The sequence below is a fragment of the Amycolatopsis lexingtonensis genome (assembly GCF_014873755.1).
Lineage (GTDB): Bacteria > Actinomycetota > Actinomycetes > Mycobacteriales > Pseudonocardiaceae > Amycolatopsis > Amycolatopsis lexingtonensis.
The window spans coordinates 9,236,784-9,262,478 of sequence record NZ_JADBEG010000001.1; the positions used below are offsets into that span (position 1 = coordinate 9,236,784).

Below are 25,695 nucleotides of genomic sequence, written 5' to 3' on the forward strand. Positions count from 1 at the left end.
GGTAACTGTGTCGGGATGCGCCGAACCACTGTGGGGACCCTGGCCGTGATCACGCTGCTCGCCACCGCGGCTCCCGGGGAGGCCGCCGGGCTGACCCGGGACCCGGTGGCGGTGGTCTACGACCGCGACCACGCCTTGCACACGCTCAACGGCGGGGCGACCGACGACGAGCTGACACTGCGGACGGAGACGCTCGCGTCGGGCGCGTGGGCGTTCTTCCGCGGCACTTCGCCGCTCTACTACCGGGATCTCGGGGAGCTGCCGCCGTCCGCGTACGCCACCGCGGGCGGCGACGTGTGGCTGACCGGCGACGCCCACCTCGAGAACACCGGCGCCGACCGCGGGGCCGACAACGAAGAGCAGTTCGCGCTCACCGACACCGACGACGCCTGGCGCGGTTCGTGGACGTGGGAGCTGCGCCGCGAAGCCGTCTCGATCGTGCTCGCCGGGCGCGCGGACGGCCGCAGCGCGAGCCAGATCGCCACCGACGTCGACACCTTCGTCGCCGAATACGCCCAGTGGATCGGGAAGTTCCACGGGACCGGCGACGAAGCGGGCTGGCGGCTGACCGCGGGGAACACCTCCGACCTCGTCGGCGACCTGATCGACGCCGCCGCGGCGGACAAGCGGGCCGACCTCCTCGCGAAGTGGACCACCGGCGGCCACTTCAAGGCCGACCCCGAGCTGCAGATCGTGTCCGCGACGACCCGGACGCAGCTCGCCGACGCCGTCGCGGCCTACCGGACCACCGCGGGCAAGCCGCTGAAGGCGTCCGAAGCCGTCGTGAAGGACGTGCGGCGGCGGACCGGCGCGGGCACCGGCAGCCTCGGCCGGTTCCGCTGGTACGTGCTCGTCGAGGGCGACACGACCTCGGCGTCCGACGACCGGATCCTGGAGCTCAAGCAGGAGGTCGACCCGGGCCCGAAGCAGCTCGCGCCGAACGCCACGACGCTCACCGGCGGGCAGCGGCCGGCGCTGGCGCTGCGGTGGCTCGCGAACCAGTCCGACCCGCTGGCCGGGTGGGCGAGCGTCGGGAGCACCCCGGTGCTGGTGAAGGAGAAGTCGCCGTTCGCCGAAGACCTGGAGATCGGCGACCTGACGTCGTCCGCGCTCTGGGACGACACCGTCCGCGACGTCGGCCGCCTGCTCGCCGCCGCGCACTCCCGCGCCGACCAGGACATCCCCGGCACCGGGCTCGCCTACTCGGCGGACGCCGCCATCGACGGCGCGATCACGTCCGTGTCCGGGCTGCAGAGCGAGACGCGGGCGTTCGCGACGAGCTACGCCGACCAGGTCACCAGCGACTGGCAGGCGTACGTCGCCGCGAAGAATTCCGGGCGCCCGCTGTTCTGAGCTGTCGATTTCGCCGCCTCTCGCGTGACGGAGTAGGAAAGGACCACGACGAGAGGAACCGGACATGGCGCAGTACGCGGTGCTCATCTACGAGCGGGTGCCCGCCGAAGACCTGCCGAAGGAGATCATGGACCGGCACCTGGGACTGCCGGACCGGATCGGTGAGCTGGGCGGCAAGGTGACCGCCGGCCTGGCCTTGCAGCCCAACGAGACCGCCACCGCCATCCGCGGCGACCTCGTCACCGACGGGCCGTTCGTGGAGACCAAGGAGGTGCTGGCCGGGGTGTACCTGCTCGAGGCCCGCGACCTCGACCACGCGCTCGCCTGCGCGAAGCTGACGCCGGTCGTCGAGGGCGGCGTCGAGGTCCGGCCGCTGATCGACTTCCAGGTGGTGCCGGACTGAGTTCCGCCGCCGACGCCGTCGCCGAGGCGCACCGTCGCGAGTGGGCCGCCGTGCTCGCCGCGACGGTGCGGGTCACCCGCGACCTCGACGAGGCCGAAGAGGCCGTGCAGGACGCCTCCTTGCGGGCGCTGGAGCGCTGGGGGCGCGACGGCGTCCCGGACCGGCCCGGCGCGTGGCTGACCACGGTCGCGCGCCGGACCGCGCTCAACGGCGTCCGGCACCGGGAGGTGCTGCGGCGCAAGCTGCCGCTGCTGGTCGAGCCTGAGGCCGCCGAACCGCCGGAGCCGGCCGGGCCGATCCCGGACGACCGGCTGCGGCTCGTCTTCACCTGCTGCCACCCGGCGCTGGCGCAGGAGGCGCAGATCGCGCTGACGCTGCGGCTGGTGTGCGGGGTCGCGACCGCCGACATCGCACACGCGTTCCTGGTGCCGGAGCCGACCATGGCCGCCCGGATCACGCGGGCGAAGAAGAAGATCGCGGCCGCGCGCATCCCGTACGCGGTGCCGTCGGCCGCGGACCTGCCCGCGCGGGTGTCGGTCGTGCTGACCGTCGTCCACCTGCTCTTTTCCGCCGGGCACACCGCGTCCACCGGGGCCGGCCTGGTCCGCGACGAGCTGACCGGGCGCGCCCTCGACCTCGCGCGGCTGCTGCGTGCCCTGCTGCCCGCCGACACCGAGGTCGCCGGGCTGCTGGCGCTGCTGCTGGTCCACCAGGCCCGCCGCGCCACCCGGACCGACGCCGCGGGCCGGCTGCTGCGGCTCGAAGACCAGGACCGCGCCCGCTGGGACACCGGGCTGATCGCCGAGGCCGACCGGCTCGTCGTCGAAGCCCTGAAGGCCGGCCCGCCCGGCCGGTTCGGCGTCCAGGCCGCGATCGCCGCGCTGCACGCGCAGGCGCCGAGTTACGCCGAGACGGACTGGCCGCAGATCTTGGTCCTCTACGACGTGCTGCTGGGCCTGTGGCCGTCCCCGGTGGTGGCGCTCAACCGCGCGGTCGCACTGTCCATGGTGGACGGTCCGGCGGCGGCCCTCGCCGAGGTCGCCCGCCTGGAGTCCGGAGGGAGGCTGGCCGGCTACCGCTACCTGCCCGCCACGAAGGCCGACCTGCTGCACCGCCTCGGCCGCGACGCGGAAGCGGCCGAGGCTTACCGGGCGGCGCTCGAGCTGAGCGACAACGCCGCGGAGCAGGAGTTCCTCGCCGCGCGGCTCAGCGGGGCCTGAACAGCAGGACGAACCCCGCGCCCGAGAGGACCAGCGCGGCCAGGAAGAACGCGCCGTGGCCGTACGCGCGGGTCACGACGTCGCCGACCAGCTGCACCACGAGGTCGACGATGCCGAGCGCGCCGACGACCGCCAGCGCCGTCCGCGTCCCCTTCACCCCGCGGTACACGCCGTAGACCAGCAACGCCCACAGCCCCGCGAAGACGACGTACGCGAGCACCGCGACCGGCGTCGGGACGGCCGCCTCCACGGGTGTCCGGCGCCCGCCGACCAGCGAGCCGAGGAACCAGCACGCCGTCGCGCCCCACCAGGCGAAAGCGGCGCGGCGGGCGGGCATGGCCGGAGCGTAGGCCGGGTACGCCCGGATCCGGCACGGCCGTGCACCGAACTGTTACCCGCCAGGTGTCACACCGGGGTGCTATAAAGCGCTACCCCGGTGAGACCGGTTCCGCGGCCGTAGGCGGCCACGGCCGGTGCCGCTAGGGTTGATCGTCTGGATGTGCTGGCCGAGGGCAGCCGAACGGGAGAAGCCGGTGACCGCCGCGCACGACTCATCGTGGAATCCCGGTACCCGCTTGCGGGTGCTGCTGGTCGAGGACGACGACGGCGACGCGCTGCTGGTCGAGGAGATGCTGGCGGACACGGCCGTGCCGTTCTCGCTCGAACGCGTCGAAACGCTCGCCGCCGCGCTGACCGGCCCGCTCACCGCCGACTGCGTCGTGCTCGACCTGCAGCTGCCCGACGCGATGGGGCTCAGCGGGCTGACGAAGCTCGCGCAGCACGCGCCCGGCGTCGCCGTGGTCGTCCTGACCGGGCAGCACGACCAGGCCACCGGCGTCGCCGCGGTCGCGGCCGGCGCGCAGGACTACCTCGTCAAGGACCAGGTGGACGGGCCGCTGCTGGTGAAGGCGCTGCGGTTCGCCCGGGAGCGCAAGCGCGCCGAGCAGGTCGAGCAGCAGTTCCTCCAGCAGCAGCTGCTCGCGCGGGAGAACGCGCGGCTCGAACGCGGCCTGCTGCCCGTCCCGCTGCTGCGCGACCCGCACCTCGACCTGGCCGCCCGCTACCGGCCCGGCCGCAACGGCTCCCTGCTGGGCGGCGACTTCTACGACGCCATCGAGCTCGCCGACGGCAGCGTGCACATGATGATCGGCGACGTCTGCGGCCACGGCCCGGACGAGGCCGCGCTCGGCGTCGCGCTGCGGATCGCGTGGCGCTCGCTCGTGATGGCCGGCCTGCCGATGGCCGACGTGCTGAGCATGGTCGAGCGGGTCTTGGTGCACGAGCGGATCGAGCCGCTGTTCGCCACCGTCTGCATGGTCGTCGTCGCGCCGGACCGAAGATCCCTGCGCCTGTCGCTGGCCGGGCACCTGCCGCCGCTGCTGCTCACCCCCGGCGACGGGCACCTGCTCTCCGGCGGCCGCGTCGGCGTCCCGCTCGGGATCGTCGAGGGCGCCAAGTGGGAAGCCCTCGAAGTCCCGCTGGAGCCGGGGTGGTCGCTGCTGCTCTACACCGACGGCGTCTTCGAGGGCCGCGTCGGCGCCGGGTCCGAACGGCTCGGCCACGAGCGGATGGCCGAGCTCGTGCTCGACATCCGCCACCGCGGCGGGCTCGACGGCACGGACCTGCTCGACGAGCTGATCGCCCGCGCCGAGCGGTTCAACTCCGGGCCGCTCGACGACGACGTCGCCCTCGCCCTGCTCAGCCACGACCCCGGGGAGCCCGCCCGATGAGCGCCGAAGCACGCGGCTGGTCGATCGGCCGCTGGCTGACCCTGCTGGCCGTCGCCGAAACCGCGTTGCTGCTCGCCGCGCTGATCGGCGGCGGGATCGCGCTGGGCAACCTCACCGACGCCCGCAACCGCCTGCTCGACGTGATCGGGCCGCAGCGCCTGGCCGCCCTCCAGCTGTCGACGGCGCTGCTGAACCAGGAGACCGGCGTCCGCGGCTACCAGCTCGGCCGGCAGCCGGACTTCCTCGCGCCCTACACCGACGGCGTCCGGTCCCAGGCCGACGCCGTGACCCAGCTGCGGCGGGCCGGCGCGGTCCCGGGCACCGAGGTCGGCGACGACCTCGACGCCGTGCTGCGAGCGGCCACGACGTGGCAGGCCGCCGCCGCGCCGACCATCGCCCCCGGCGCGCCGCCGGTGACCCCGGCCCAGGTCGAGCGCGGCCGGACGTTGTTCAACGCGGTGCGCACGGCGCTCGACGCCCAGCTCGCCCACCTCGCCGTGGTCCGCGACGCCGGCCGCGCCGACCTCGACGCCGCGGCGAGGCTGCTGACCGCGATGCTCGTCGCCATCGCCGTGCTGCTCGTGGTGCTGTTCGCGGTGCTGTCCTTCGGCCTGCGGCGGATCATCACCCGGCCGATCCTCGGCCTGGCCGACGAGGTCCGCCAGGTCGCCGAGCACGACGTCCACCGCCCGGTGCACGGCAGCGGGCCGCGCGAGATCGCGCAGCTCGGCGCCGACGTCGAAGCCATGCGGCAGCGCATCCTCGACGAGGTCGCCGAGCTGGAACGCGCGCACGCCCTGCTCGACCGGCGGACGCGCGAGCTGGAGCGGTCCAACGCCGACCTGGAGCAGTTCGCCTACGTCGCTTCGCACGACCTGCAGGAACCGCTGCGGAAGGTGGCCAGCTTCTGCCAGCTGCTCCAGCGGCGCTACCAGGGCCTGCTCGACGAGCGCGGCGAGCAGTACATCGAGTACGCCGTCGACGGCGCGAAGCGGATGCAGGTCCTGATCAACGACCTGCTGGCGTTTTCGCGGGTCGGCCGGAAGCCGGGCGAGCACGTGCTGGTCGGCGCGGACCGGCTGGTGGACGACGCGCTGGCGAACCTCGAAGTCGCGTTGTCCCTGAGCGGCGGCAAGGTCGCCCACGTCGACCTTCCCGAGGTGCGCGTCGAGCCGGCGCTGATGACGGCGGTGTTCCAGAACCTGATCGGCAACGCGCTGAAGTTCAAGGGCGAGAGCCCGCCGGAAGTCCGGGTCACCGCGGAGCGCGACGGCGACGACTGGGTGTTTTCGGTGTCGGACAACGGGATCGGCATCGACGCGGAGTACGCCGAACGGGTGTTCGCGCTGTTCCAGCGCCTCCACACGCGGTCGGCTTACCCGGGCACGGGCATCGGGCTCGCCCTGTGCCGCCGGATCGTCGAGTACCACGGCGGCCGGATCTGGCTCGACACCGCGGCCACCGACACGACTTTCCGCTTCACCTTGCCGGCGCGAGAGGACAATGGGGAAGTATGACGCAGGCGCCCGCCCCGATCGACATCCTGCTCGTCGAAGACGACCCCGGCGACGTGCTGATGACCCGGGAAGCGTTCGAGCACCACAAGATTCGCAACGCGCTGCACGTGGCGGCCGACGGCGTCGAAGCGCTCGAGTTCCTCAACCGCGAAGGCCGGTTCCGGGCGGCCCCGCGGCCCGGCCTGATCCTGCTCGACCTCAACCTGCCCCGCAAGGACGGCCGGGAGCTGCTCGGCGAGATCAAGCAGGACCCGCGGCTGCGCACGATCCCGGTCGTCGTGCTCACGACGTCCGAAGCGGAAGAGGACATCCTGCGCAGCTACGAGCTGCACGCCAACGCCTACGTCACCAAGCCGGTCGACTTCGAGAAGTTCATCGACGTGGTCCGGAAGATCGACGAGTTCTGGGTCTCGGTCGTGCAGCTCCCGCACCGGTAGCCGTTTGCCGGGGAGTCGGGCACGATAAGGGGCCGTGACCTCTTCATCACGGGATCTTCCCGCCACCGAGCTGGCGGTCACGCTCGATTGGCGGGGCCGCGCCGCGGTGCTGGGCGTGGCGGGGGAGATCGACCTGCTCAGCGCGCCGGAGTTCGAGGACGTCGTGGCGGCGGTCCTGGCCGACGAGCCGGAGAAGCTGGTGGTCGACCTGCGCTCGGTGACGTTCTTCTGCTCGGCGGGCCTGCAGGTGCTCGCTTCGGCGCACCGCGCGCTGACCGACCGCGCGCTGCGGGTGGTCAGCGATTCCCCGGTGACGTCCGGCCCGCTGAAGACCACCGGTCTCGACACGTGGATCAGCATCCACCCGACGGTCGACGAAGCACTCACGTGACGGCCCCCGGCACGGAGGAAGGGCGAGCCCCGATGCACGAACCCGCCGGGTCGTTCCGCTGCCACGGCGTAGAAGCGGTCCCCGAGGCGCTGCGCCGGCTCCGGCACGACCTGATGGCGTGGGTGCTGGCGGCGGGCGTCGAGGAGGCCCGGGCGCGCGACATCGTGCTGGCCGCTTACGAAGCGCTGGCGAACGTCGCCGACCACGCCTACGACGGCACCGGTTCCGGGGTGGTTGACCTGGACGCCGAAACGCACGAGGACCGGCTCGAAGTGGTGATCACCGACCACGGCCGGTGGCGGCCGCCGGTGGTCGACCCGCGCCCGGTTTCCCCACGCGGGCGCGGGTTGCTCCTGCTGCGCGCCAGCGCCGACCGCGCGGACATCTCCTCCGGCGAGAGCGGCACGGTGGTCACCCTGACCTGGGACCTCGACCCCGTCGGCTGAAGCGCCCCAATGTGGCGTTGGTTGCGTCAGACGCACCCAATGTGGCGTTGGTTGCGTCAGACGCACCCAATGTGGCGTTCGGTGCGTCGGACGCACCGAACGCCACATTGGGGTGCTTTGGGCTAACTGTGGACGACAGCGCCCGTCTTCGGGTCGAGGGTGACCTTCTTCGCCTGCGGCCACCAGAAGTCGAACATCCCGTTCAGCGACCCGGCCCGCGCGTCGAACGACGAGTCGCCGATCCGGCCGGTGAACCAGTTGTCCTCGACGAACTTCAGCACCGACGTCTGGTCGGTCAGCGTGTGGTCGACGTGGTTCACCCGGCTGTAGGGCGAAATCACCAGCAGCGGCAGCCGCGGGCCGTAGCCGCAGCGGTCCGCGTAGCCGCCCAGGACCGTCGGCTTGCCCGTGCAGAACGCCTGGTCCTGCGAAGCGTCGTGCGAGCCGTTGACCACCTTCGAGGCCACGTGGTCGTACCAGCCGTCCGAGTCGTCGTAGGCCAGCACGATCGCGGTCGACTTCCAGTCCGGGGACTGCTGGATCTTGGTGACCTCGTCGATCACGAACTGCTGCTCGTCCAGCGGGTCGGAGTAGCCCGCGTGGCCGTCCTGGTACTCCGGGGCCTTCAGGAAGCTCACCGCGGGCATCGAGCCGGCCTTGAGGGCGTCGTCGAAGTCCGAGATGTCGTACTGGTGGTTCGCGCGGTCGGTCTGCCCGATCGCCTGCACCGAGGACGGCGGGAGGTGCTTCGGGTTCGCCGTCGACGGGTAGTACTGGAACGGCTCGTGGTGCGGGCTGTAGTCGACGACCGCGTTGCCGCCGACGTTCGTGTGCTTCTGGCCGCACACCGCGTAGCCGTTGGCCTCGCCGGTCGGGCGGAAGCCGCCCTGGAACCAGCCCCACGTCACGCGGCGCTGGTTGAGCAGGTCACCGATGTTGCGGCCCTGCATCGTGGCCAGGTTGTCCTTGCTCGTGTGGTTCTTGCCCGAGCAGTCGTCCCACGCCGGGTCGGGGTCGTTGATCACCGTGCCGACGCCGTTGGCGTCCGGCGACGACACCACGTAGGAGTCGCTGACCGGCTGGTGCGTCACCGGATCGACCGCCTGGCCGCCGTGCGTCTGGCCCGAAATGAGGTTCAGCGCGCCCGGGGTCGACGGGCCGAACGTCGTGTTGAACGAGTTGTCGCTCATCGCGTAGTGCTGGGCGTAGTTCCACATGCCGGTGACGGTGTTGCCGTCGTAGTAGTCCATCACCAGGCCGGGCTCGCCGAACAGCACCGGCTGGCCGGTGCACTTGTCCGTCTCGGTCTTCTCGACGAACTTGTCCATCTTGCCGCCGTTGAACGCGGCCTGTTCGGCGCCGTAGTTGTGGTTCTGGTCGCAGGTCATCGCCTGCTCGTGCGTGAGCCGCTTCGGGTTGTACGCGTTCGGGTTGGCGGTCAGCAGCTTCTTGTCGAGGCCGTTGACCTTCGGGGTGCCGTGCGCGGCGGTGAACGGGGTGCCGTCGGTGTTCGCCGCGTTCGGGTACGTGCCGAAGTAGTGGTCGAACGAGATGTTCTCGCCGAAGATGACCACGACGTGCTTGATCGGCGTGGCCGTGGGGATCCAGTGCGCGGGGAACAGGTTCAGCGGTTGCGCGTCCGCGGTGGTCGCCGCGGAGCCGGTGACGACGGCCAGCGCGGCGACCGAGGCGAGGGCCCCGGCGCCGAGCAGGCCGCGCCGTCGCCGTCGTGTTCTCTTGTCCACAGTGGAGCTTCCTTTCGTGGTGGGTGCGTCAGTCAGGTGAGCAGGGAACGCCCGAAGTGGTCGTCCGGGCCGGTGACGCCCGGCAGCGCGAAGAAGTAGCCGCCGCCGAACGGGGAGATGTAGTCGGTCAGGGGTTCGTCGGCCAGCCGCGTCTGGACCGCCTCGAACTGGCGCTCCAGGTCCTGCTGGTAGCAGACGAAGATCAGGCCCATGTCGAGGTTGCCGTTGCTGTCGACGCCCCGGTCGTAGTTCACCGCGCGCCGCAGGATCCGGCTCGGGTCCGTCTCCGGGGTGCGCGGATTGGCCTTGCGGATGTGGCTGGTCAGCGGGATCACCGTGCCGATCGGGTCGTCGGCGTAGCGGGGGACGTCGGTCTCCGCGGTACCGTCGAGCGGGGCACCGGTGTCGCGGCGGCGGCCGAACATGTTCTCCTGCTCGGCCAGCGAAACCCGGTCCCAGAACTCCACCAGCATCCGGATCAGCCGGACCACCTGGTAGCTGCCGCCCGCGGTCCACGCGGGTTCGCCGGCACCGGTCGTCCACACCAGACCGTCCACTTCGGACCCGGTCGGGTTGGCGGTGCCGTCCTTGAACCCCATCAGGTTCCGCGGGGTGCCCGCCGGGCGCGGCGGGGAGCTGAAGCCGGTCAGCTTCCAGCGCGGCTGCATGCCGCCGCGGGTCGCGCGGGCGATGTCGCGCAGCGCGTGCAGCACGGTGTCGGTGGAGTTCGCCGACAGCGTCAGGCTGAGGTCGCCGTGGCACTGCGCGGGGTCGAGTGCGTCGTTCGGGAACGTCGGCATCGGCTTGAGCTTGGCCGGCTTGAGCTTCGCCAGGCCGAACCGGTCGTCGAAGAGCGACGCGCCGGCCCCGAGGATCACGCCGAGGTCGCCGCCCGGCACGACCGGCCCGAGCACCCCGGAGTCGGCCGGTGGCGCGCTGATGCCGAGTGCCGCGGGAGCTCCGCCGGCGGTCAGGAACCGGGCCCGGTCGGTGATCGCGCGGAAGAGGTCGGTCAGCTCGGCCTTGGACTCCGCGACGACGTCGAAGGAGGCGACGATCGTCTGCGCCGGCGGGTTCCGCAGGATCGCGGCCTGGTTCTTGCCGTGGAAGGGAACGGGCGCCGCGCTGTCGATGACGGAGGAGGCGCCGAGCCCGGCCCCGGCGGCGACGGTCAGGCCGGCGCCCATGGCGGCGCGGCGCAGGAACGAACGGCGAGGCAGGCCGGTCACGAAACCCTCCTCGGCTCGGCGATGGCGGCGATCGGGGCGAGCAGCTCGGTCAGCTCGCCGACGTCGGCGTTCAGTTTCTGCCGCTGCGGCTGGGAAAGCTGCGCCAGGCGCGTCCAGCTGCCGTCCGGGCGGTGCGCGGCGTCCAAAGCGGACTGCGTGCGCGTCAGCCAGCTGTCCACCTTGGACAGCTCGGGGTAGCGCGGGGCCAGCAGCGGGCGGAGGACGTCGAGCACCGCGCGCGTGCCGTCGAGGTTGGCGCGGGCGGTGGCGAGGTTGGTGCCGCTGCCGTAGTCGGTGCGGCCGGTGAGTTCGAACTGCAGCGTGTTCTCCATGATCTCGTGCGCGCGCAGCCCGAGGTCGTTGCCGTCGACCTGGCTGCCGCCGAAGGACGCCTGCAGCGCGCGGGCGTCGGTGTCGAGCCGGTCGGCGAAGGCGGCGAGCGCGCCGAGGTCCTCGCCGTGCCAAAGGCCCTGCTCCAAGCGGTGGAATCCGGTGAACCCGGGATCGGCCGGGCCGGCGGGCAGGCCGTCGGCGGTGCCGTTGAGGGCGCCGTCGGAGTCGCCGAACGCGTCGTAGGCGGCGCCGAGGCGTTCGTAGGTCAGGTGCGCGGTCAGCCAGGCGGCTTCGCTCGCCGCGCGGTCGCCGCCGTGGACGGCGTCTTTCAGCGCGGCCGTGTTCGCGACCAGCTCGCCGAGCCCGGTCGCGACGTGCTGCTGGTAGGCCTTGAGCGGGCCGAGCAGGTCGTTGTGCGTCACCGGCGCGACCCCCGGCCCGGTCCGCTCGGCCCCGCCGGTGACCCGCACGGCGGGCCCGACGATCGCGCCCGCGTCCTCGGGCAGGCAGCGGAACGCGTAGCTGCCGTTGCCGAGGTTGACCTGCAGCGGGCGGGTGGTGTCCGGGCCGAGGCCCTCGACCTCGCCGTAGATCACGCCGGTCGCCGGGTCGATCAGGTCGACCTCGGCGGTCACCGAGCCGGTGTTGTGCAGGCGGAACGTCTGCGGCCCCGGCTTCGGCTCGGCCCAGCCGGTGCCGCACGCCGAGCGCGAAACCGCGATCTCCGGATCCCCGGCGGTGGCGCTGTCCGGCCAGGACACCACGACCGCGCCCGCCGCGACGGCGAGCACGACCGCCGCCACGATCCAGCGAGCACGTACTGACCCCGGCACGCGCACTCTCCCGTCACTCGATCGGACCATCACCGGTCACGGATTATGCGAGCCTAACGCCCGCGAAACCGCATCGGATGGCTTCGATCGGCGGGAATTCACCCGGACTTCAGCCGGGCGCCCACGAAAGGGGGAGGATTCAGACTTTTCCTTGTGCCAGATCTGTCGCGTTCAGGAGTAAAGACCGATTGGCCGGGATCACGGAAGGGGGACGCCGGTCTCCAGCAGCGTCTTCAGGCTCGACAGCAGCGCGGGCCAGCCCTGGCTGCACATCGCCAGCGTCGTGCTGTCGTCGTCGAAGCCGTCGTGCAGCACGGTGAGCTTCACCATTTCCCCGTGCGGTTCGATGGTGAACGTGACTTTCGTGCGGCTTTCGCTCTGCAGTTTCGCGAGCGTTTCGGCGTCGATCTTGTTTCCGTTCGCCCAGTCCGCGGTGAAGGTGTGCCAGGTGTAGGAAAGCCGGCCGTACGGCTCCGATTCGAGGACGACCTGTTCCGGGTCTTCCGTTTTCGCGCCGCTTTCGGCCCAGACCATCGTCGAGCCCTTTTTCCAGTCGGTTTCGAAGGAAACGCCCCAGTACTGGCGGGTGAAGGCCGGGTCGGTAAGCGCTTGCCAGAGCTTTTCCGGCGTCGTGTTGATGTAGGTCGTGTAGGCGAATTCGTTCATCGGTGCGGACTCCAGTGCTCGTTTCAGGTCGGCCAGCGCGCCGGCCCGCCTGCGGTCGTAGCGGGTCATCCAGCGGTCGGCGATCGCGTTGATCGGCGCGGCGTCGAGGTAGTGCAGCTTTTCCCGGCCACGCCGGGTGGTCGTGACCAGCCCGGCCGCCTCGAGCACGGCCAGGTGCTTGCTCACCGACTGGCGGGCCATCTCCAGTCCCGCGCACAGCTCGCGCAGGGTCTGGCCGTTGCGCTCGTTGAGCACGTCCAGCAGCCGGCGGCGGCTGGGGTCGGCCAGCGCCTTGAAGACCTCGTCCATCGCGCCCGCTTCCAATAGGCAGCCGGTTGGCTGCCTATTGACGATAGGCAGCCAACCGGCTGCCTGTCAACCGGGGGTCACCGGAAGCGGATCACCGTGATGCCGGCGAGGACGAAGAACACGAGGACGACCAGCGTGCCGGTCTGGCCGCCGGAGGAGCGGGTGACGACCTGGTCGACGGCCCCGGTCAGCCGCACGCCGCACTCGGCGACGACGGTGTGCCGCCCGGCTTCGATGCGGGTGAACTCGACGGGCGCGGTGAACGCGCCGGAGCTGTCGGTGTAGGCCGAGCCGACCTCGGCGCCGTCGGAGGTGAGCGTCACCATCCGCCCCGGCAGGCAGCCCCGCCCGGACGCGGCGAGGGACTCCCCGGGCTGGATGCTCGGCCGGTCGAGCACGAGTTCACCGGGCTGAGGCTCGGTGGTGGTCGTGGTGGGTGTGGTGGGCGGCGGGGTGGTCGTCGTCGGCGGGGTGCTCGTGGTGGTCGGCGGCGTGCTGGTCGTCGTGGGCGGGGTCGTGGTGGTGCCGGGCCGGGTCGGCCGCGTGGTCACGGGCGGCGGCGGGGTGGTCGTCACCGGCGGCGGGGGCGTGGTGGTGGGCGTTCCGGTCACGGTGAACCGGCTGCCCGCGCTCAGTGGCCCGCCGGTGCGGGCGTTGGTGCACGTGCCGGTGACCGGGTAGGTGCCCGGCTGGGCGCCGGCCGGCACTTTGGCCGCGACCGTGCCGCTCGTGTTCTGCAGCGTGGTGTCGGCCGACCACATCGGGGTGCCGTTCCAGGAAAAGGTGACCGGCCCTTTGCAGGGATAGAAATTCCAGGAAATGGTGAACCCGCTCCCGGCAACGCCGCTCGACGGTTTCAAACCAACCGACGAAGTGTATTGTGCGTTGGCGTTGCCCGCCGTCACGAGCAGAAGCAACGTTCCGGCCACGGCGCCGAAAAACAGCCGAACCACGAATCGCATCGGACGTCCCTCCCCGGTGTGTGCTCGCTGTAGCATTCCGGACGAGTTGGATTACGCAAGTAGGGGATGCCCAATGGGACGTGTCATCGCGGCGGGGGTTGCGTTGGGTTTGTGCGCGGTGGTGCTCGGCGCGCCGGCAGCGTCGGCCGATTCCGGCTCGCTCGAGGTGCAGGTGTCGATCGACCAGCGGCCGATCGAGGACGCCACCGTCCCGATCGACCCGGCGAGCCAGGTCGAGCTGAAGGTCGTGGCCACCAACTCCGGCACCGCGCCGGTGAAGGTCCGCAGCGTGCGGCTGTCGGGGGTCGCCCTCGCGCTGACGTTCTTCGCCTACGACACGACGGCGCCGTTCGAGGTGCCCGCCCGCGGCTCGGCGACCCGGACGTTCGTGCTCGACCTCGGCGACCTCAGCGGGCAGGCGACCGGGCTGCTGCCGTCGTCGGTGGAGCTGCTCGACGCGCAGCGCGCCACGCTCGGCGAGGCGACGACGGTCGCCGACGTCCGCGGCTCCGTCTGGTCGGTGTACGGCGTCTTCGGCCTGGCGATGCTCGTGCTGACGATCCTCGCCTGGGCGGCCGCGCTGCTCGCGCTGGCGCGGCACCGGCTGGCGCCCAACCGCTGGCGCCGCGGGCTGCGCTTCCTGCCCGCCGGGTTCGGCACCGGCCTGGTCGCGGTGATCAGCCTGTCGGTGCTGCGGCTCGTCCCGCCGGAGCCGGCGATCGAGATCCCGGTGGTGCTCGGCGCGGCGGCGATCGCGTTCCTGCTCGGCTACCTCACCCCGCACCCGGCACCCCCGGCGGTCACGCCCGCCGAAGACGGCTCCACGGTCCGGCTCCCGCTGCCGTCGACGCAGGAATTCACCCGATGAGCGCACCGGCCGAGCTGATCGCCGCCCTGCCGCAGTACGACATCGGGGCGGAAATCGGCGAAGGCGGCATGGGCGTGGTGTTCGCCGGCGTGCACCGGACGCTCGGCCGCAGCGTCGCGATCAAGCAGCTGCCCTGGGACATCCTCAACCACGCGGCGAGCAGCGAGCTCTTCGACCGCGAGGCGAGGGTGCTCGCGAGCCTGGACCACCCGCACATCGTCCCGGTGTACGACTACGTCCGCACGGGCCGCGAGCACCTGCTGGTGATGGAGCGCCTCGACGGCGGCACGGTCCACAGCCGCTTCCACGGCGACGGCGTGAGCGGCGAGCAGGCGTGCGCGATCGGCCTGGCGATGCTGGCCGGCCTGCACGCGGCGCACCTGGCGGGGGTGCTGCACCTCGACGTCAAGCCGCGGAACCTGCTGTTCAGCACGCAGGGCGTGGTGAAGGTGGCCGACTTCGGCATCGCCCGCGTGATCAGCGAAGGCGCCACCCTGGTGACCCACGGCGGCGAGATCCTCGGCACCCCGGCGTACATCGCACCGGAGCAGGCGATGGGCAACGCCCTGAGCCCGGCGGCGGACGTCTACGCGGCGGGCACGGTGCTCTACGAGCTGCTGTCGGGCCGCCTCCCGTTCGACAACACCCGCGGCGCGATCAGCATGATGCGCCAGCACATGTTCACCGACCCGATGCCGATCGCGGGCGTCCCGATGCCGATCGCGGGCGTGGTGATGCGAAGCCTGGCCCGCGAGCTGGATTCGCGTTATAGGGAGGCGGAGTCGTTCGCGGCCGACCTGGCCGCGGCGGCGACGGCGGTGTACGGGCCCGGGTGGCTGGAGCGGTCCGGGGTGCCCGTGCTGCACCTGCCGCCGAGGGTGATCGCGGGGTTGAACTCGACGACGGGCCCGGCTCCGCAAGCGGTCGGCCTCGGGCCCGCGACCCCTGACCCGTCCCGGACCCGCCCGGTCCAGCGTCCCGGCGCCCCCAACCCCACCCTCGCCGCACCGCACGCCCACCTCGACCCGAACCTCACCAGCGGCACCCCCGGTCGGCCGCCGGAAGATTCCCCCTCGGCAACCCCCATCGTCTGGCTGCGCGCCGGCGCGGCTCTCGCGGCCCTCGCCCTGATCGTCCTCGCCCTGCTCAACCCCGAACGGCTGCCGCATTCGGCGTCGCCGACGCTGAACCTCGGGGGGACCGCCGTCTCGGCGCCGGTCGAGGTGGACCTCAGCAAGCCGCTCATCTTCAGCGGCCCCGGCAACCCCGGCCCCGTTGCGATCGACCTGTCCGCGGCCGGGATCCCGCTCGGTTCGGCCGAAAGCGTCGCGAAACCCGAGGGCAACGGCTTCACCGCGGAGCTCACCCTGCCCGGGATCGCGCGGTGGATCGTCGGCGGCGCGGTCACGGCGACCGTCCGGACCGGCCCGATCACGCAGACCTTCACGCTCCTCACCAGCCAGCACCCGCTGGCCAGCGCGATGGGCGCGGGCAGCCTCATCCTGGCGCTGTTCGCGCTCGCCTACCTCGAATCCGGGCTGCGCACCATCCGCAACGGCCACCGCTGGCGCGGCGCGACGGTCGGCGGCCCGGTGCTGGGCATCCTGTTCGGCGCGGCGGTGTGGCTGTGCGTTTCGGTGCTGCGCCTGCACGAGCCGTCGCCAGGGTTCGGCGCCGGGTGCGCGGTGGCGGGGGCGCTCGCGGCCGGGCTGGTCGTCGCGGCGGCGCGGCGCCGGGCGTCCACAGTGAGGCTTATTCGGCCGTCGGCCGCCACATGACTTTCGCGGTGACCAGCGGTATCCGGTGTGGGCGTGGCGGCCTAACCAGAATAAGCCTCAATGGTCAGTCGACCATCCGGACGGTGACGTGCGGGCTGTAGCTCTTGCGCCGGCTCCACCCGGATTCGGCGCAGAGGCTCAGCTGGATGGCGCGGTCGGCGGGCGCCCAGTAGCCCGTCCGGACGAAGTAGCCCTCCATCGTGTTGAGCGCGGCCAGGCGTTTGCGGGCCGAGCACATCTCCCAACCCCACTGCCGCCCGGTCTTCTCGACGCCGTTGCGCCGCACGGACAGGCACGGATTGCCGACCGCGCGGATGTCGGCGTCACCCTCCGTGACGTAGACGACGCCGTCGATCTTGTAGAACCGGTTGTTGTCGAGCAGCGAAACCTGGCCGCTGAGGGTGACCGCGACCTTGCTGCCTTCCTCGCCCGTGAGCGTCCAATCGAGACAGAATTCCTGGACCGGGAGTTCCAGCGACTGGGTCATGACGAGTCCCCTGTTCTAGCGGTGTCCCCTTAAGAAGATAAGGATTTCCCGGGCACAAGGAAGGGGCGGACGGGAACTTCACCCGAACTGGCCGTCGACGAATGCGTTGTCCCGCATGGGTTTCGGGCCGCGCGGCACGGCGTGTGATGGCCGCGCGTCCGGCCGGGTGGCGCGCACGGCGCGGAAGACGTGCCCGTTACTGTCCGTGAGTCGATGGTAAAGGAACCATTACCTTCGGTCGGGCGTTGAGGGGGCATGAGCGAGCCCACCGTTATCGAACTCGGGCCACGCGACATGCTGGTCGTGGCGGGCCTCCCGGGCGCGGGGAAGACGACGATGCTCCGCCACGCGGCGACGGGCCTGCCGGTGCTGGACTCCGACCAGGTCCGTGAACGTCTCGGGGCGGTGGCCCCCGCGGTGCCGTACCGCTGTTACCGGCCGGTGGTGCACGCCTGGCACCGCGCGCGGATCGTCGGCCGCGCGCTCGGGGCGGGCCCGATCGTGGTCCACGAGCCGTCGACGCGGGCCTCGACCCGCGCCCTGCTGGCACTGGTCGGCGCGGTGAGCGGCCGCCCGGTGCGGCTGCTGTTCCTCGACGTCCCGGCGGAGCAGGCACTGGAGGGGCAACGCCGACGTGGTCGGGTCGTGCGGCCACGGTCGTTCGCGCGCCACGTGCGGCGGGTGGGGAAGTGGCGCGAGGAGCTGCTCGCGGAGCGGGTCCCGGCGGGGTGGAGCAGCGTCCAGGTGATCGACCGCTCCCGCGCGGGCCGGACCCGGCTGGTGACGAAGCTGCTCGTGGAACTCGGTTCTTGATCGCGGGCCGTTGGTCTGGACATTTTACATATTGGTCTAGACAATATCGGGTATCTCCCCGACTGGAGGACCCGATGAGGCGTTCCAGACTGTCCGCAACCCTCGCCGCCGTCGTACTGGCGCTCTCCGGTCTTCTGACCGGGAACGCCGAAGCGGCCAACCTCCTCACCAACCCCGGTTTCGAAGCCGGCTCGCTCTCCGGCTGGACCTGCTCCGGGGCCACCGCCGTCAGCGCGCCCGTGCACGGCGGCAGCTACGCCCTCGCCGCCACGCCGGTCGGTGCCGACTACGCCCAGTGCGCGCAGACCGTGTCCGTTCAGCCGAACACCACCTACACCGTTTCCGCCTGGGTGCGCGGGAATCCCGTCTACCTCGGCATCACCGGCGGCGCCTCCACCTGGTCCGGCAACGCGAGCGCCTACAACCAGCTGCAGCTCACCTTCACCACCGGCAACCAGACCTCCGCCCAGCTCTACCTCCACGGGTGGTACGGCGCCGGCAGCTACTACGCCGACGACGTCGTCCTCGACGGCCCGGGCGGGAACACCCCCGGCACGCCCGGGGCGCCCGGCGTTCCGGCCACCGGCAGCATCACGGCGAACTCCATCGCCCTGACCTGGGGCGCGAGCGCCGGCACCGTGACCGGGTACCGCGTCTACGAAGGCAGCACCGTCGTCGCGACCGTCACCGGGACCAGCGCCACCGTCGGAGGGCTGAAGGCCTGCGAAACCCACAGCTACGCCGTCGCCGCGTACAACAGCGCCGGGGAATCGCCGAAGTCCGCGACGACCAGCGCCACCACCACCGGGTGCGTCGACACCGGGCTGCCCAAGCACGCGCTCGTCGGCTACCTGCACGCCAGCTTCGCGAACGGCTCCGGCTACGTGCGGATGGCCGACGTGCCCGCCGCCTGGGACATCATCGATCTCGCCTTCGGGGAGCCGACTTCGGTCACCTCCGGCGACATCCGCTTCAACCGCTGCCCGGTCACCGAGTGCCCGAACGTCGAGAGCGACGCCGACTTCATCGCCGCGATCAAGGCCAAGCAGGCTCAGGGAAAGAAGGTCGTCATCTCCATCGGCGGGCAGAACGGCCAGGTGCAGCTGACCTCCACCGCCGCGCGCGACACGTTCGTCAGCTCCGTCTCCGCCATCATCGACAAGTACGGCCTCAACGGCCTCGACATCGACTTCGAGGGCCACTCGCTGTCGCTCAACGCCGGGGACACCGACTTCCGCAACCCGACCACGCCGGTGATCGTCAACCTGATCTCCGCGCTGAAGACGCTCAAGGCCAAGTACGGCTCGGGCTTCGTCCTGACGATGGCGCCCGAGACGTTCTTCGTGCAGGTCGGCTACCAGTTCTACGGCGGCTCCGGCGCCGGGGACGCGCGGACCGGCGCCTACCTGCCGGTCATCCACGCGCTGCGGGACGCGCTCACCGTGCTGCACGTCCAGGACTACAACTCCGGGCCGGTCATGGGCCTGGACAACCAGTACCACAACATGGGCGGCGCCGAGTTCCACATCGCGATGACCGACATGCTCAAGGCCGGGTTCAGCGTCGCGAACACCGGCCAGTTCTTCCCCGGGCTGCGGCCGGACCAGATCGCGATCGGCCTGCCCGCCGCGGTCAGCGCGGGCAACGGCTACACCTCGCCCGCGGACGTCCAGACGGCCGTCAACTGCCTGGTCAAGGGCAGCGGCTGCGGCTCGTACACGCTGCGCGGCGGCACGACGCCGGCACTGCGCGGGCTGATGACCTGGTCGATCAACTGGGACAAGTACTACAACTGGGAGTTCCAGAACAGCCACGAGCCGTTCCTGAACTCGCTGCCGTGAGCGCGGGAGTGTGCCCCGCCCCGGCCGGTGGGGCACACTCCTGACGTGGTGAAACGCGACTCCGTGCTGACGCGCGTCGTCCGGATCTTCGAGACGTTCGAGCCGGACGCGCCCGCGCTGCGCGTCACCGACATCGCGCGGCGGACCGGGCTGCACGTCGCGACGGCGTCGCGGCTGATCGAGGAGCTGGTCGGGCACGGCTGGCTGCGGCGCGACACCGATCGGAGGGTCCGGGTGGGCGTCCGCCTGTGGGAGCTGGCTTCCCGCGCCTCCCCGACGCTGGGGCTGCGGGAGGCGGCGCTGCCGTTCATGGAGGACCTGCACGCCGTCGTCGGGCACCACACGCAGCTCGCCGTGCTGGAGGACCGCGAGGTCCTGTTCGTCGAGCGGCTTTCCGCGCCCGGCGCGGTCGTCAACGTGACGCGCGTGGCCGGGCGGCTGCCGTTGCACGCGTCGTCGTCCGGGCTCGTGCTGCTCGCCCACGCGCCCGCCGACCTGCAGGAACAAGTGCTGGCCGGCCCGCTCGGCGCGTTCCGCCGGACCACGCTGACCGAGCCGGCGCGGCTGCGGCGCTTCCTCGCCGACGTCCGGCGGGACGGCTACGCGTACTGCGCGGGCTTCATCGACGAAGAGACCACGGGGATCGCCGTCCCGCTGCGGGGACGCGGCGGCGACGTCGTCGCGGCGCTGTCGGTGATCGTGCCCAACGACGACGCCGCGCGGATGCAGATCCCGGCGCTGCGCGCGGCGGCCCGCGGAATCTCGCGGACACTCTCTCACTGAATGAGAGTCCAGTGGTGGGGGCCGGGCCGCGCGGGGGATGCTCGGAGCCTCTTCGCGTGAAAGGACGTTGCCGTGCGCACCCAGGTCGCCATCGTCGGCGCCGGCCCGGCCGGGCTGCTGCTGTCCCACCTGCTCGGCCTCGAAGGCATCGACTCGGTGCTGCTCGAACGGCAGACCGCCGACTACGTCCAGGCCCGCATCCGCGCGGGCATGCTCGAGGCGGGCACGGTCGGCCTCCTGCGTGAGGCCGGCCTCGGCGCCCGGCTCGACGTCGAGGGCATGGAGCACCGGGGCATCCACCTGCAGTGGCCCGGCGAGCGCCACCACCTCGACTTCGTCGACCTCGTCGGCCGGTCGGTGACGATCTACGGGCAGACCGAGATCACCAAGGACCTCATGGCGGCGCGGGAAAAGGCCGGCCGCCCGGTGTACTACTCGGCCTCCGACGTCACGCTGCACGACGTCACCGGGACGCCGCACGTGACCTTCGTGGACGCCGAAGGACAGGCGCGGCGGGTCGACGCGGACGTCGTCGTCGGCTGCGACGGCTTCCACGGGCCGAGCCGCGCGTCCATCCCCGACGCCGAGATCTGGGAGCGCGCCTACCCGTTCGCCTGGCTGGGCGTGCTGGCCGACGTCGCGCCGTCGGCCGACGAGCTGATCTACGCCTGGCACCCGGACGGCTTCGCGATGCACAGCATGCGCTCGCCACGGGTGAGCCGGTTCTACCTGCAGGTGGCGCCGGACGAGGACATCGCGGAGTGGAGCGACGACCGGATCTGGGACGCGCTCGCCAAGCGGCTGGGGCACCCCGGGTGGGCGCTGGAGACGGGGCCGATCACCGAGAAGAGCGTGCTGCCGATGCGCAGCTTCGTCGCGACGCCGATGCGCCACGGCAACCTCTACCTCGCCGGGGACGCCGCGCACATCGTGCCGCCGACGGGGGCGAAGGGCCTGAACCTGGCGGTCGCGGACGTCGCACTGCTGGCGAAGGCGCTCACCGCTTCCCTGAAGGACGGCAAGGACGAACTCGTCGACGCGTACTCGGACACCGCGCTGCGGCGGGTCTGGCGCTGCACGCACTTCTCGTGGTGGATGACGTCGATGCTGCACCGCCACGGCGACGACTTCGACGCCCAGCTCCAGCTGGCCCAGCTCCGCCGCACGGTGACGTCGGCGGCCGCGGCGACCGAGCTCGCGGACAACTATTCGGGGTTGCCGCTGTAAGCACCGATTCCTTTCCGGTTCGCGCGGTGTCCAACTCTCGGCAGCACCGCAACCGAGCCGCGAGGAGTCCCGAGTGCGCGTCGAAACCCCGCCCACCCCGGCGGTACCGGAGGTAGGAACAGCGAAGCGAAGGTGGGTCCTCGCGATCACCTCCGTCGCTTCGATGATGGTCGTGCTCGACGCGCTCGTCGTGGCGACCGCGTTGACCGCGATCAAGGCCGGCACGGGTGCGTCGGTCGCCGAGCTCGAATGGACCGTCAACGCCTACGGCCTGAGCTTCGCCGTCCTGCTCATGACGGCCGCGGCCGCCGGGGACCGGTGGGGACGGCGGCGGGTGTTCGTGGCCGGCGTGAGCGTGTTCGCGCTGGCGTCGCTGGTCTGCGCCCTCGCGCCGGACGCCGGCACCCTGATCGCCGGCCGGGTGCTGCAGGGCGCCGGGGCCGCGTTCGTCATGCCGCTCGCGCTGGCGCTGCTGGGCGCCGCGTTCCCGCCGGAGCTGCGGCCGAAGGCGCTCGGCGTCTTCGCGAGCGTGAGCGGGCTGGCGGTGCCGCTCGGGCCGCTGCTGGGCGGCGCCGTCGTGGCGGGCATTTCCTGGCCGTGGATCTTCTGGATCAACGTCCCCGTCGGCGCGGTCCTGGCCGTCCTCGCGCTGACCCGGGTCGAGGAGAGCCACGGCCCCGATCGCGCCCTCGACGTGCCGGGCCTGCTGCTGGCCGGCGCGGGATCCTTCGGGGTGGTGTGGGGGCTGGCGCAGGTCGGCACCGCGGGCTGGACCGGCGTCGCGGGACCGGTCGCGGCCGGGCTGGTCGCGTTCGGCGGGTTCGTCGCCTGGCAGCGGCGGGCCGCCCACCCGATGCTCCCGCTCGGGCTGTTCCGCTCGCGCCGGTTTTCGGCGGGCAACGCGGTGATCTTCTTCCACTGGGCCTCGGCGCTGGGCGCGACGTTCTTCATGGCCCAGTTCCTGCAGGAAGGGCTCGGGTACGGGCCGCTGGCCGCCGGGGCCGGGCTGGCGCCGTGGGGGCTGACCACCGTGGCCGTCCCGCAGCTGGCGGGGCGCCTGGTCGGGCGGTTCGGCGAACGGCCGTTCATCGTCGCCGGCCTGGGCCTGCACGGCCTCGCCATGCTCTGGATCGCCGCGGTCGCCGGTCCGGCGAGCACGTACTGGGCGATCGTCGCGCCGCTGGTGCTCTCGGGCACCGGCATCGCGATGTGCCTGCCCGCCGTGCAGAGCGCGGTGCTGACGTCGGCCGGCCCGCGGTTCCTCGGCAAGGCTTCCGGCGCCTTCAGCGCGATGCGGCAGCTCGGCGGGGCCTTCGGGGTAGCCGTCCTGGTCGCCGGGTTCTCGCTGGCCGGCGGCTATTCCGCGTTCACCGAGGGGTTCACGGCCGCCGTCGTGCTCAGCGCCGCCCTCGCCGCCGCCGGTGTGCTGGCCGGCTGTTTCGTCCCCCGCCTCGAACCGAAGGAGAACTGAGCCATGACCGACTTGAAGGCCCACGCCGACCTGCTGCGCGAACTGCACCACGGCGAGCTGCTCGTGCTGCCGAACGCCTGGGACGAAGCCAGCGCCGAACTCGTCGTCGAGACCGGGTTCCCGGTGGTGGCGACCTCCAGCGCCGCCGTGGCCGACGTGCTCGGGCACCAGGACGGCGAAGCGGCGCCGTGGCGGGAGATGTTCGCGGCGGCGGCCCGGATCGCCCGTGCGGTACCCGTTCCGGTGACCGTCGACGCCGAGGCCGGCTACGGCCTGGCGCCGCACGAACTGGTGGACCGGCTCCTCGAAGCCGGTGCGGCCGGGTGCAACCTCGAGGACACCGACCACCGCGCCGGGCGGCTCGCGGACCCGGAAGCGCACGCGGACTGGCTGGCCGAAGTGCGCGCGGCCGCCGACGCGAGCGGGGTCCCGCTCGTCGTCAACGCGCGGATCGACGTCTTCCTGCCACCCGCCGGGGTGCCCGAGGCGGACCGGGTGGCGGAGGCCGTCCGGCGCGGCCGCGGTTACCGGGAGGCGGGCGCGGACTGCGTGTACCCGATCGGGGCGCCCGGCGACGCGCTCGGCCGGCTCGTCGCCGAAGTGGGCGGGCCGGTCAACGGCAACACGAATCCGGCGCTGGACCTCGACGGCCTGGCGGCGCTGGGCGTGGCCCGGGTGTCGTTCGGACCCCGGTTCTACCGCTCCGGCTTCGCCGGGATGAGGGAAGCTTTGGAAGCCATCCACGAACGGGGAGTGCGCGATGTCAGCTGAGGCGATGCCACTGGCCGGGAGCACGCGGCTGCGGGACGAGTTCGACGCGCTCCGCCCCGCGCTGCTCGCCCACTGCTACCGGATGACCGGCTCCTACCAGGACGCCGAAGACGTCGTCCAGGAGACGTACCTCCGGGCCGCGCGCGGGGTCGGCGCGTTCGAAGGGCGCTCTTCGCTCAAGACGTGGTTGTACCGGATCGCGACCAACACCTGCCTCACCGAGCTGCGGCACCACAGCCGGCGGATGCTGCCCGCCGGGCTGGGTGCGCCGTCGAGCGATCCGGACGTCCGGGTGTTCGGGGCCGGCCCGGTCGCGTGGCTCGAGCCGCTGCCCGACGCGGTGCTCGGCGACCCGGGGGAGGTCGTCGTCCGGCGCGAATCGGTGCGGCTGGCGCTGATCGCGGCGTTGCAGCACCTGCCGGCGCGGCAACGGGCGGCGTTCCTGCTCCGGGAGGTGCTGTCGTGGTCCGCCGCCGAAATCGCGGAGACGCTCGATGTCAGCGTGCCCGCGGTGAAGAGCCTGCTGCAGCGGGCCCGGCAGCGGCTCGACGAGCTGGATCTCGACGCGGCGCCGCCGGTTGCGGAGGTCGAACGTGCGCTGCTCGACCGGTACGTCGCGGCGTTCGAGGCGCAGGACACCGCGGCCATCCGGACCGTCATCCACGACGACTTCAGCCTCGAAGCCGTGCCGCACCCGGTGTGGTTCAAGGGGGTCAGCGTGTGCCTGCCGTTCCTGGAGCGGTACGCCTTCCGGGCGGACCAGGGGATCCGGCTGCGGCCCACGCGCGCCAACGGCCAGCCCGCCGCGGGCAGCTACCGCCCGGACGACGCGGGAATCCTGCGTGCGGAAGGGTTGTGGGTGTTCACGGTGACCGGGGATCGCTTGTCGCGCGCGGTCAAGTTCCCCGGCCCGGAACTGGTCACGGCCGCGGGCCTGCCGGCGTCGCTGGCTTGAACCAGGGAGTCCACGCGAGGAGAGCGATCAGACCGGTCAGTATGAACACCGGCCCTAGCCCGATGCTCGCGGCGGCCGCACCGGCCAGCGGGCCGGCCGCGGTCTGCCCGGCGCCCAGCCCGACGTAGGACCAGGTGACACCGCGGGCGGGCCGCTCCGGTGACAGGCGGGCCGCCCAGACGATGCACAGGCCCGTCAACGCCATGTACGTGCTGCCGAAGAGCGCGCTGGACACCAGTGCGCCGACCAGTCCGAGGCCGGGCACGGCCAGGAGGGCGAGGCCGGCCGCGGCGAGCGTCCAGGTCGCGAGGTTGGCGGCCGGCAGCCCGACGCGTTCGACGACCCGGCCGGCCAGGCCGCCGCACAGCCCGGCGACCCCGATCGCGAACCAGCACCAGGTCGCGGCCACCGGGCTCAGGCCGGCTTCGGCGAGCCGGGAGCCGGAGAAGGTCCAGTAGGGCGCGCTCGTCACGCCGATGAGCACGGCGTTGAGCACCAGCGGTTTGAGGCCCCGGCCTGCGCTGGTGGCGACGACGGCCGGGCGGCTGCGGGGGAGCGTGCGCCACGCGAGCAGCGTCACCACCGCGCCGAGCCCGGCGAACGCCGCCCAGACCACGGGCCAGCCGAGGGCCAGCAGCGGCGTGAACGCGGACGCGGCGAGCCCGAGGCCGGTGCCGGTGTTGGCCCAGGTCTGCGCACGGGCCTGGCCGGTGCTCTCCCCGATGAGCTGGGCGACGCCGGGCGACACGAGCCCCGCGCTGGCGCCCGCGACCACGATGCCGGCGGCGAACACGGCGACGGCCGGGGCCAGCGCCATGAGCGCGAGCCCGGTCGTGGCGGCCGCGCCGGCGAGCAGCACGGTGCCGCGCGCCGAGCGTGCCGACGTCCGCGGGGCCAGCAGCAGCCCGGCCGCGTAGCCGGCGGTCGAGAGCCCGCCGAGCACGCCGACGCCGACGGTGGTCAGCCCGAACGTTTCGCTGAACCGGGGCACGAACAGCCCGTAGGCGTAGCGCGCGAACCCGTAGCAGAGGGCGATGACCCCCGCGCCGGCCGCGGCGAGGGGCCACCAGGACGTCGTCTCTCTCGTCTGGGTCGCCATGACCTCCATCAGACAGACCGGTCTGTTT

Annotated in this window: 25 protein-coding genes; 17 read left to right on the forward strand and 8 right to left on the reverse strand. The window is 72.3% G+C overall.

Going from position 1 to position 25,695, the window contains the following annotated elements; translation table 11 throughout:
• Positions 1–15: 15 nt before the first annotated feature.
• The 3 genes from H4696_RS43200 (at position 16) to H4696_RS43210 (ending at position 2,976) form a co-directional block, all read left to right on the forward strand.
• Complete coding sequence (locus H4696_RS43200) at positions 16–1,353, forward strand: DUF2252 domain-containing protein (protein ID WP_225955974.1); 1,338 nt, start codon at positions 16–18, stop codon at positions 1,351–1,353.
• A gap of 64 nt (positions 1,354–1,417) precedes the next feature.
• Positions 1,418–1,756: a YciI family protein gene (locus H4696_RS43205; protein ID WP_086855920.1), complete on the forward strand. Its 339-nt coding sequence runs from the start codon at positions 1,418–1,420 to the stop codon at positions 1,754–1,756.
• The gene (locus H4696_RS43210) at positions 1,753–2,976 is read left to right on the forward strand and encodes an RNA polymerase sigma factor (protein WP_211299583.1); all 1,224 of its coding nucleotides are present in this window, start codon (positions 1,753–1,755) and stop codon (positions 2,974–2,976) included. Before H4696_RS43205 ends, H4696_RS43210 begins: the two co-directional genes overlap by 4 nt.
• Here the strand turns inward: H4696_RS43210 and H4696_RS43215 are convergent.
• Positions 2,963–3,313, reverse strand: a complete 351-nt coding sequence (locus H4696_RS43215; protein ID WP_086855918.1) for a hypothetical protein — start codon at positions 3,311–3,313, stop codon at positions 2,963–2,965. The genes H4696_RS43210 and H4696_RS43215 overlap by 14 nt on opposite strands.
• Before the next feature lie 196 nt (positions 3,314–3,509).
• On the opposite strand from H4696_RS43215, the gene H4696_RS43220 reads away from it, so the two are divergent.
• The 5 genes from H4696_RS43220 to H4696_RS43240 are packed head-to-tail and all read left to right on the forward strand — an operon-like array spanning position 3,510 to position 7,497.
• Positions 3,510–4,706: a PP2C family protein-serine/threonine phosphatase gene (locus tag H4696_RS43220; RefSeq protein ID WP_086855917.1), complete on the forward strand. Its 1,197-nt coding sequence runs from the start codon at positions 3,510–3,512 to the stop codon at positions 4,704–4,706.
• Positions 4,703–6,223 (forward strand): sensor histidine kinase, encoded by a 1,521-nt coding sequence (locus tag H4696_RS43225; protein WP_086855916.1) that lies wholly within the window; start codon positions 4,703–4,705, stop codon positions 6,221–6,223. Before H4696_RS43220 ends, H4696_RS43225 begins: the two co-directional genes overlap by 4 nt.
• The gene (locus H4696_RS43230; protein ID WP_086855915.1) at positions 6,220–6,660 is read left to right on the forward strand and encodes a response regulator; all 441 of its coding nucleotides are present in this window, start codon (positions 6,220–6,222) and stop codon (positions 6,658–6,660) included. Before H4696_RS43225 ends, H4696_RS43230 begins: the two co-directional genes overlap by 4 nt.
• Positions 6,661–6,694: 34 nt before the next feature.
• Entirely contained in the window at positions 6,695–7,051 is a 357-nt protein-coding gene (locus tag H4696_RS43235) for an STAS domain-containing protein (protein WP_086855914.1), read from the forward strand.
• A 32-nt stretch (positions 7,052–7,083) separates the two neighbouring features.
• Positions 7,084–7,497, forward strand: a complete 414-nt coding sequence (locus H4696_RS43240) for an ATP-binding protein (protein ID WP_086855913.1) — start codon at positions 7,084–7,086, stop codon at positions 7,495–7,497.
• Between the two features lie 122 nt (positions 7,498–7,619).
• Here H4696_RS43240 and H4696_RS43245 read toward each other — a convergent pair whose 3' ends face one another.
• The 5 genes from H4696_RS43245 to H4696_RS50470 all read right to left on the reverse strand — a co-directional run bounded on the left by H4696_RS43245 (position 7,620) and on the right by H4696_RS50470 (position 13,373).
• Complete coding sequence (locus H4696_RS43245; RefSeq protein WP_086855912.1) at positions 7,620–9,242, reverse strand: phospholipase C; 1,623 nt, start codon at positions 9,240–9,242, stop codon at positions 7,620–7,622.
• Between the two features lie 32 nt (positions 9,243–9,274).
• On the reverse strand, positions 9,275–10,471 hold the full coding sequence (locus H4696_RS43250) for a Dyp-type peroxidase (protein ID WP_086855911.1): 1,197 nt from the start codon (positions 10,469–10,471) through the stop codon (positions 9,275–9,277).
• Positions 10,468–11,637 carry an EfeM/EfeO family lipoprotein gene (locus H4696_RS43255; RefSeq protein WP_249026805.1) on the reverse strand — a complete coding sequence of 390 codons (1,170 nt, stop codon included), beginning with the start codon at positions 11,635–11,637 and terminating at the stop codon, positions 10,468–10,470. The genes H4696_RS43250 and H4696_RS43255 overlap by 4 nt, the downstream gene beginning before the upstream one ends.
• Positions 11,638–11,835: 198 nt before the next feature.
• Positions 11,836–12,612 carry an ArsR/SmtB family transcription factor gene (locus tag H4696_RS43260; RefSeq protein WP_086855909.1) on the reverse strand — a complete coding sequence of 259 codons (777 nt, stop codon included), beginning with the start codon at positions 12,610–12,612 and terminating at the stop codon, positions 11,836–11,838.
• A gap of 77 nt (positions 12,613–12,689) precedes the next feature.
• On the reverse strand, positions 12,690–13,373 hold the full coding sequence (locus H4696_RS50470) for a hypothetical protein (RefSeq protein WP_225955975.1): 684 nt from the start codon (positions 13,371–13,373) through the stop codon (positions 12,690–12,692).
• A 274-nt stretch (positions 13,374–13,647) separates the two neighbouring features.
• Here H4696_RS50470 and H4696_RS43270 point away from each other — a divergent pair, with 274 nt between their 5' ends.
• Positions 13,648–14,442 carry a hypothetical protein gene (locus H4696_RS43270; RefSeq protein WP_086865471.1) on the forward strand — a complete coding sequence of 265 codons (795 nt, stop codon included), beginning with the start codon at positions 13,648–13,650 and terminating at the stop codon, positions 14,440–14,442.
• The gene (locus H4696_RS43275; protein ID WP_192782846.1) at positions 14,439–16,220 is read left to right on the forward strand and encodes a serine/threonine-protein kinase; all 1,782 of its coding nucleotides are present in this window, start codon (positions 14,439–14,441) and stop codon (positions 16,218–16,220) included. Before H4696_RS43270 ends, H4696_RS43275 begins: the two co-directional genes overlap by 4 nt.
• A 64-nt stretch (positions 16,221–16,284) precedes the next feature.
• Here H4696_RS43275 and H4696_RS43280 read toward each other — a convergent pair whose 3' ends face one another.
• Entirely contained in the window at positions 16,285–16,707 is a 423-nt protein-coding gene (locus H4696_RS43280) for a hypothetical protein (protein ID WP_086861847.1), read from the reverse strand.
• Between the two features lie 255 nt (positions 16,708–16,962).
• Between H4696_RS43280 and H4696_RS43285 the strand changes: the two genes are divergently transcribed.
• From H4696_RS43285 to H4696_RS43315, 7 genes are all read left to right on the forward strand, one after another.
• Entirely contained in the window at positions 16,963–17,520 is a 558-nt protein-coding gene (locus H4696_RS43285) for a P-loop nucleotide/nucleoside kinase family protein (RefSeq protein WP_086861848.1), read from the forward strand.
• 74 nt (positions 17,521–17,594) lie between these two features.
• A complete protein-coding gene (locus H4696_RS43290; protein ID WP_086861849.1) occupies positions 17,595–19,361 on the forward strand; it encodes a chitinase in 1,767 nt (588 codons plus the stop codon).
• Between the two features lie 45 nt (positions 19,362–19,406).
• The gene (locus tag H4696_RS43295) at positions 19,407–20,144 is read left to right on the forward strand and encodes an IclR family transcriptional regulator (RefSeq protein ID WP_420831539.1); all 738 of its coding nucleotides are present in this window, start codon (positions 19,407–19,409) and stop codon (positions 20,142–20,144) included.
• A gap of 72 nt (positions 20,145–20,216) precedes the next feature.
• Positions 20,217–21,371, forward strand: coding sequence for a 4-hydroxybenzoate 3-monooxygenase (locus tag H4696_RS43300; RefSeq protein ID WP_192782847.1), 1,155 nt, complete (start codon positions 20,217–20,219; stop codon positions 21,369–21,371).
• A 73-nt stretch (positions 21,372–21,444) separates the two neighbouring features.
• Positions 21,445–22,842 carry a DHA2 family efflux MFS transporter permease subunit gene (locus H4696_RS43305; protein ID WP_249027218.1) on the forward strand — a complete coding sequence of 466 codons (1,398 nt, stop codon included), beginning with the start codon at positions 21,445–21,447 and terminating at the stop codon, positions 22,840–22,842.
• A gap of 3 nt (positions 22,843–22,845) precedes the next feature.
• On the forward strand, positions 22,846–23,613 hold the full coding sequence (locus H4696_RS43310; RefSeq protein ID WP_086864531.1) for an isocitrate lyase/PEP mutase family protein: 768 nt from the start codon (positions 22,846–22,848) through the stop codon (positions 23,611–23,613).
• Positions 23,603–24,568 carry an RNA polymerase subunit sigma-70 gene (locus H4696_RS43315; RefSeq protein WP_169735172.1) on the forward strand — a complete coding sequence of 322 codons (966 nt, stop codon included), beginning with the start codon at positions 23,603–23,605 and terminating at the stop codon, positions 24,566–24,568. Before H4696_RS43310 ends, H4696_RS43315 begins: the two co-directional genes overlap by 11 nt.
• Here H4696_RS43315 and H4696_RS43320 read toward each other — a convergent pair.
• Entirely contained in the window at positions 24,534–25,667 is a 1,134-nt protein-coding gene (locus H4696_RS43320) for a YbfB/YjiJ family MFS transporter (protein WP_086864534.1), read from the reverse strand. The genes H4696_RS43315 and H4696_RS43320 overlap by 35 nt on opposite strands.
• Between the last annotated feature and the right edge of the window lie 28 nt (positions 25,668–25,695).

What these genes read in the sequence shown, in the direction of transcription:
- H4696_RS43215 (WP_086855918.1), bottom strand. Translation starts at nt 3,313, where the DNA reads ATGCCCGCCCGCCGCGCCGCTTTCGCCTGGTGGGGCGCGACGGCGTGC.
- H4696_RS43315 (WP_169735172.1), top strand. Translation starts at nt 23,603, where the DNA reads ATGTCAGCTGAGGCGATGCCACTGGCCGGGAGCACGCGGCTGCGGGAC.
- H4696_RS43200 (WP_225955974.1), top strand. Translation starts at nt 16, where the DNA reads ATGCGCCGAACCACTGTGGGGACCCTGGCCGTGATCACGCTGCTCGCC.
- H4696_RS43285 (WP_086861848.1), top strand. Translation starts at nt 16,963, where the DNA reads ATGAGCGAGCCCACCGTTATCGAACTCGGGCCACGCGACATGCTGGTC.
- H4696_RS43275 (WP_192782846.1), top strand. Translation starts at nt 14,439, where the DNA reads ATGAGCGCACCGGCCGAGCTGATCGCCGCCCTGCCGCAGTACGACATC.
- H4696_RS43320 (WP_086864534.1), bottom strand. Translation starts at nt 25,667, where the DNA reads ATGGCGACCCAGACGAGAGAGACGACGTCCTGGTGGCCCCTCGCCGCG.
- H4696_RS50470 (WP_225955975.1), bottom strand. Translation starts at nt 13,373, where the DNA reads ATGTGGTCGGCCGACACCACGCTGCAGAACACGAGCGGCACGGTCGCG.
- H4696_RS43290 (WP_086861849.1), top strand. Translation starts at nt 17,595, where the DNA reads ATGAGGCGTTCCAGACTGTCCGCAACCCTCGCCGCCGTCGTACTGGCG.
- H4696_RS43280 (WP_086861847.1), bottom strand. Translation starts at nt 16,707, where the DNA reads ATGACCCAGTCGCTGGAACTCCCGGTCCAGGAATTCTGTCTCGATTGG.
- H4696_RS43205 (WP_086855920.1), top strand. Translation starts at nt 1,418, where the DNA reads ATGGCGCAGTACGCGGTGCTCATCTACGAGCGGGTGCCCGCCGAAGAC.
- H4696_RS43240 (WP_086855913.1), top strand. Translation starts at nt 7,084, where the DNA reads ATGCACGAACCCGCCGGGTCGTTCCGCTGCCACGGCGTAGAAGCGGTC.
- H4696_RS43260 (WP_086855909.1), bottom strand. Translation starts at nt 12,612, where the DNA reads ATGGACGAGGTCTTCAAGGCGCTGGCCGACCCCAGCCGCCGCCGGCTG.
- H4696_RS43225 (WP_086855916.1), top strand. Translation starts at nt 4,703, where the DNA reads ATGAGCGCCGAAGCACGCGGCTGGTCGATCGGCCGCTGGCTGACCCTG.
- H4696_RS43230 (WP_086855915.1), top strand. Translation starts at nt 6,220, where the DNA reads ATGACGCAGGCGCCCGCCCCGATCGACATCCTGCTCGTCGAAGACGAC.
- H4696_RS43310 (WP_086864531.1), top strand. Translation starts at nt 22,846, where the DNA reads ATGACCGACTTGAAGGCCCACGCCGACCTGCTGCGCGAACTGCACCAC.
- H4696_RS43270 (WP_086865471.1), top strand. Translation starts at nt 13,648, where the DNA reads ATGGGACGTGTCATCGCGGCGGGGGTTGCGTTGGGTTTGTGCGCGGTG.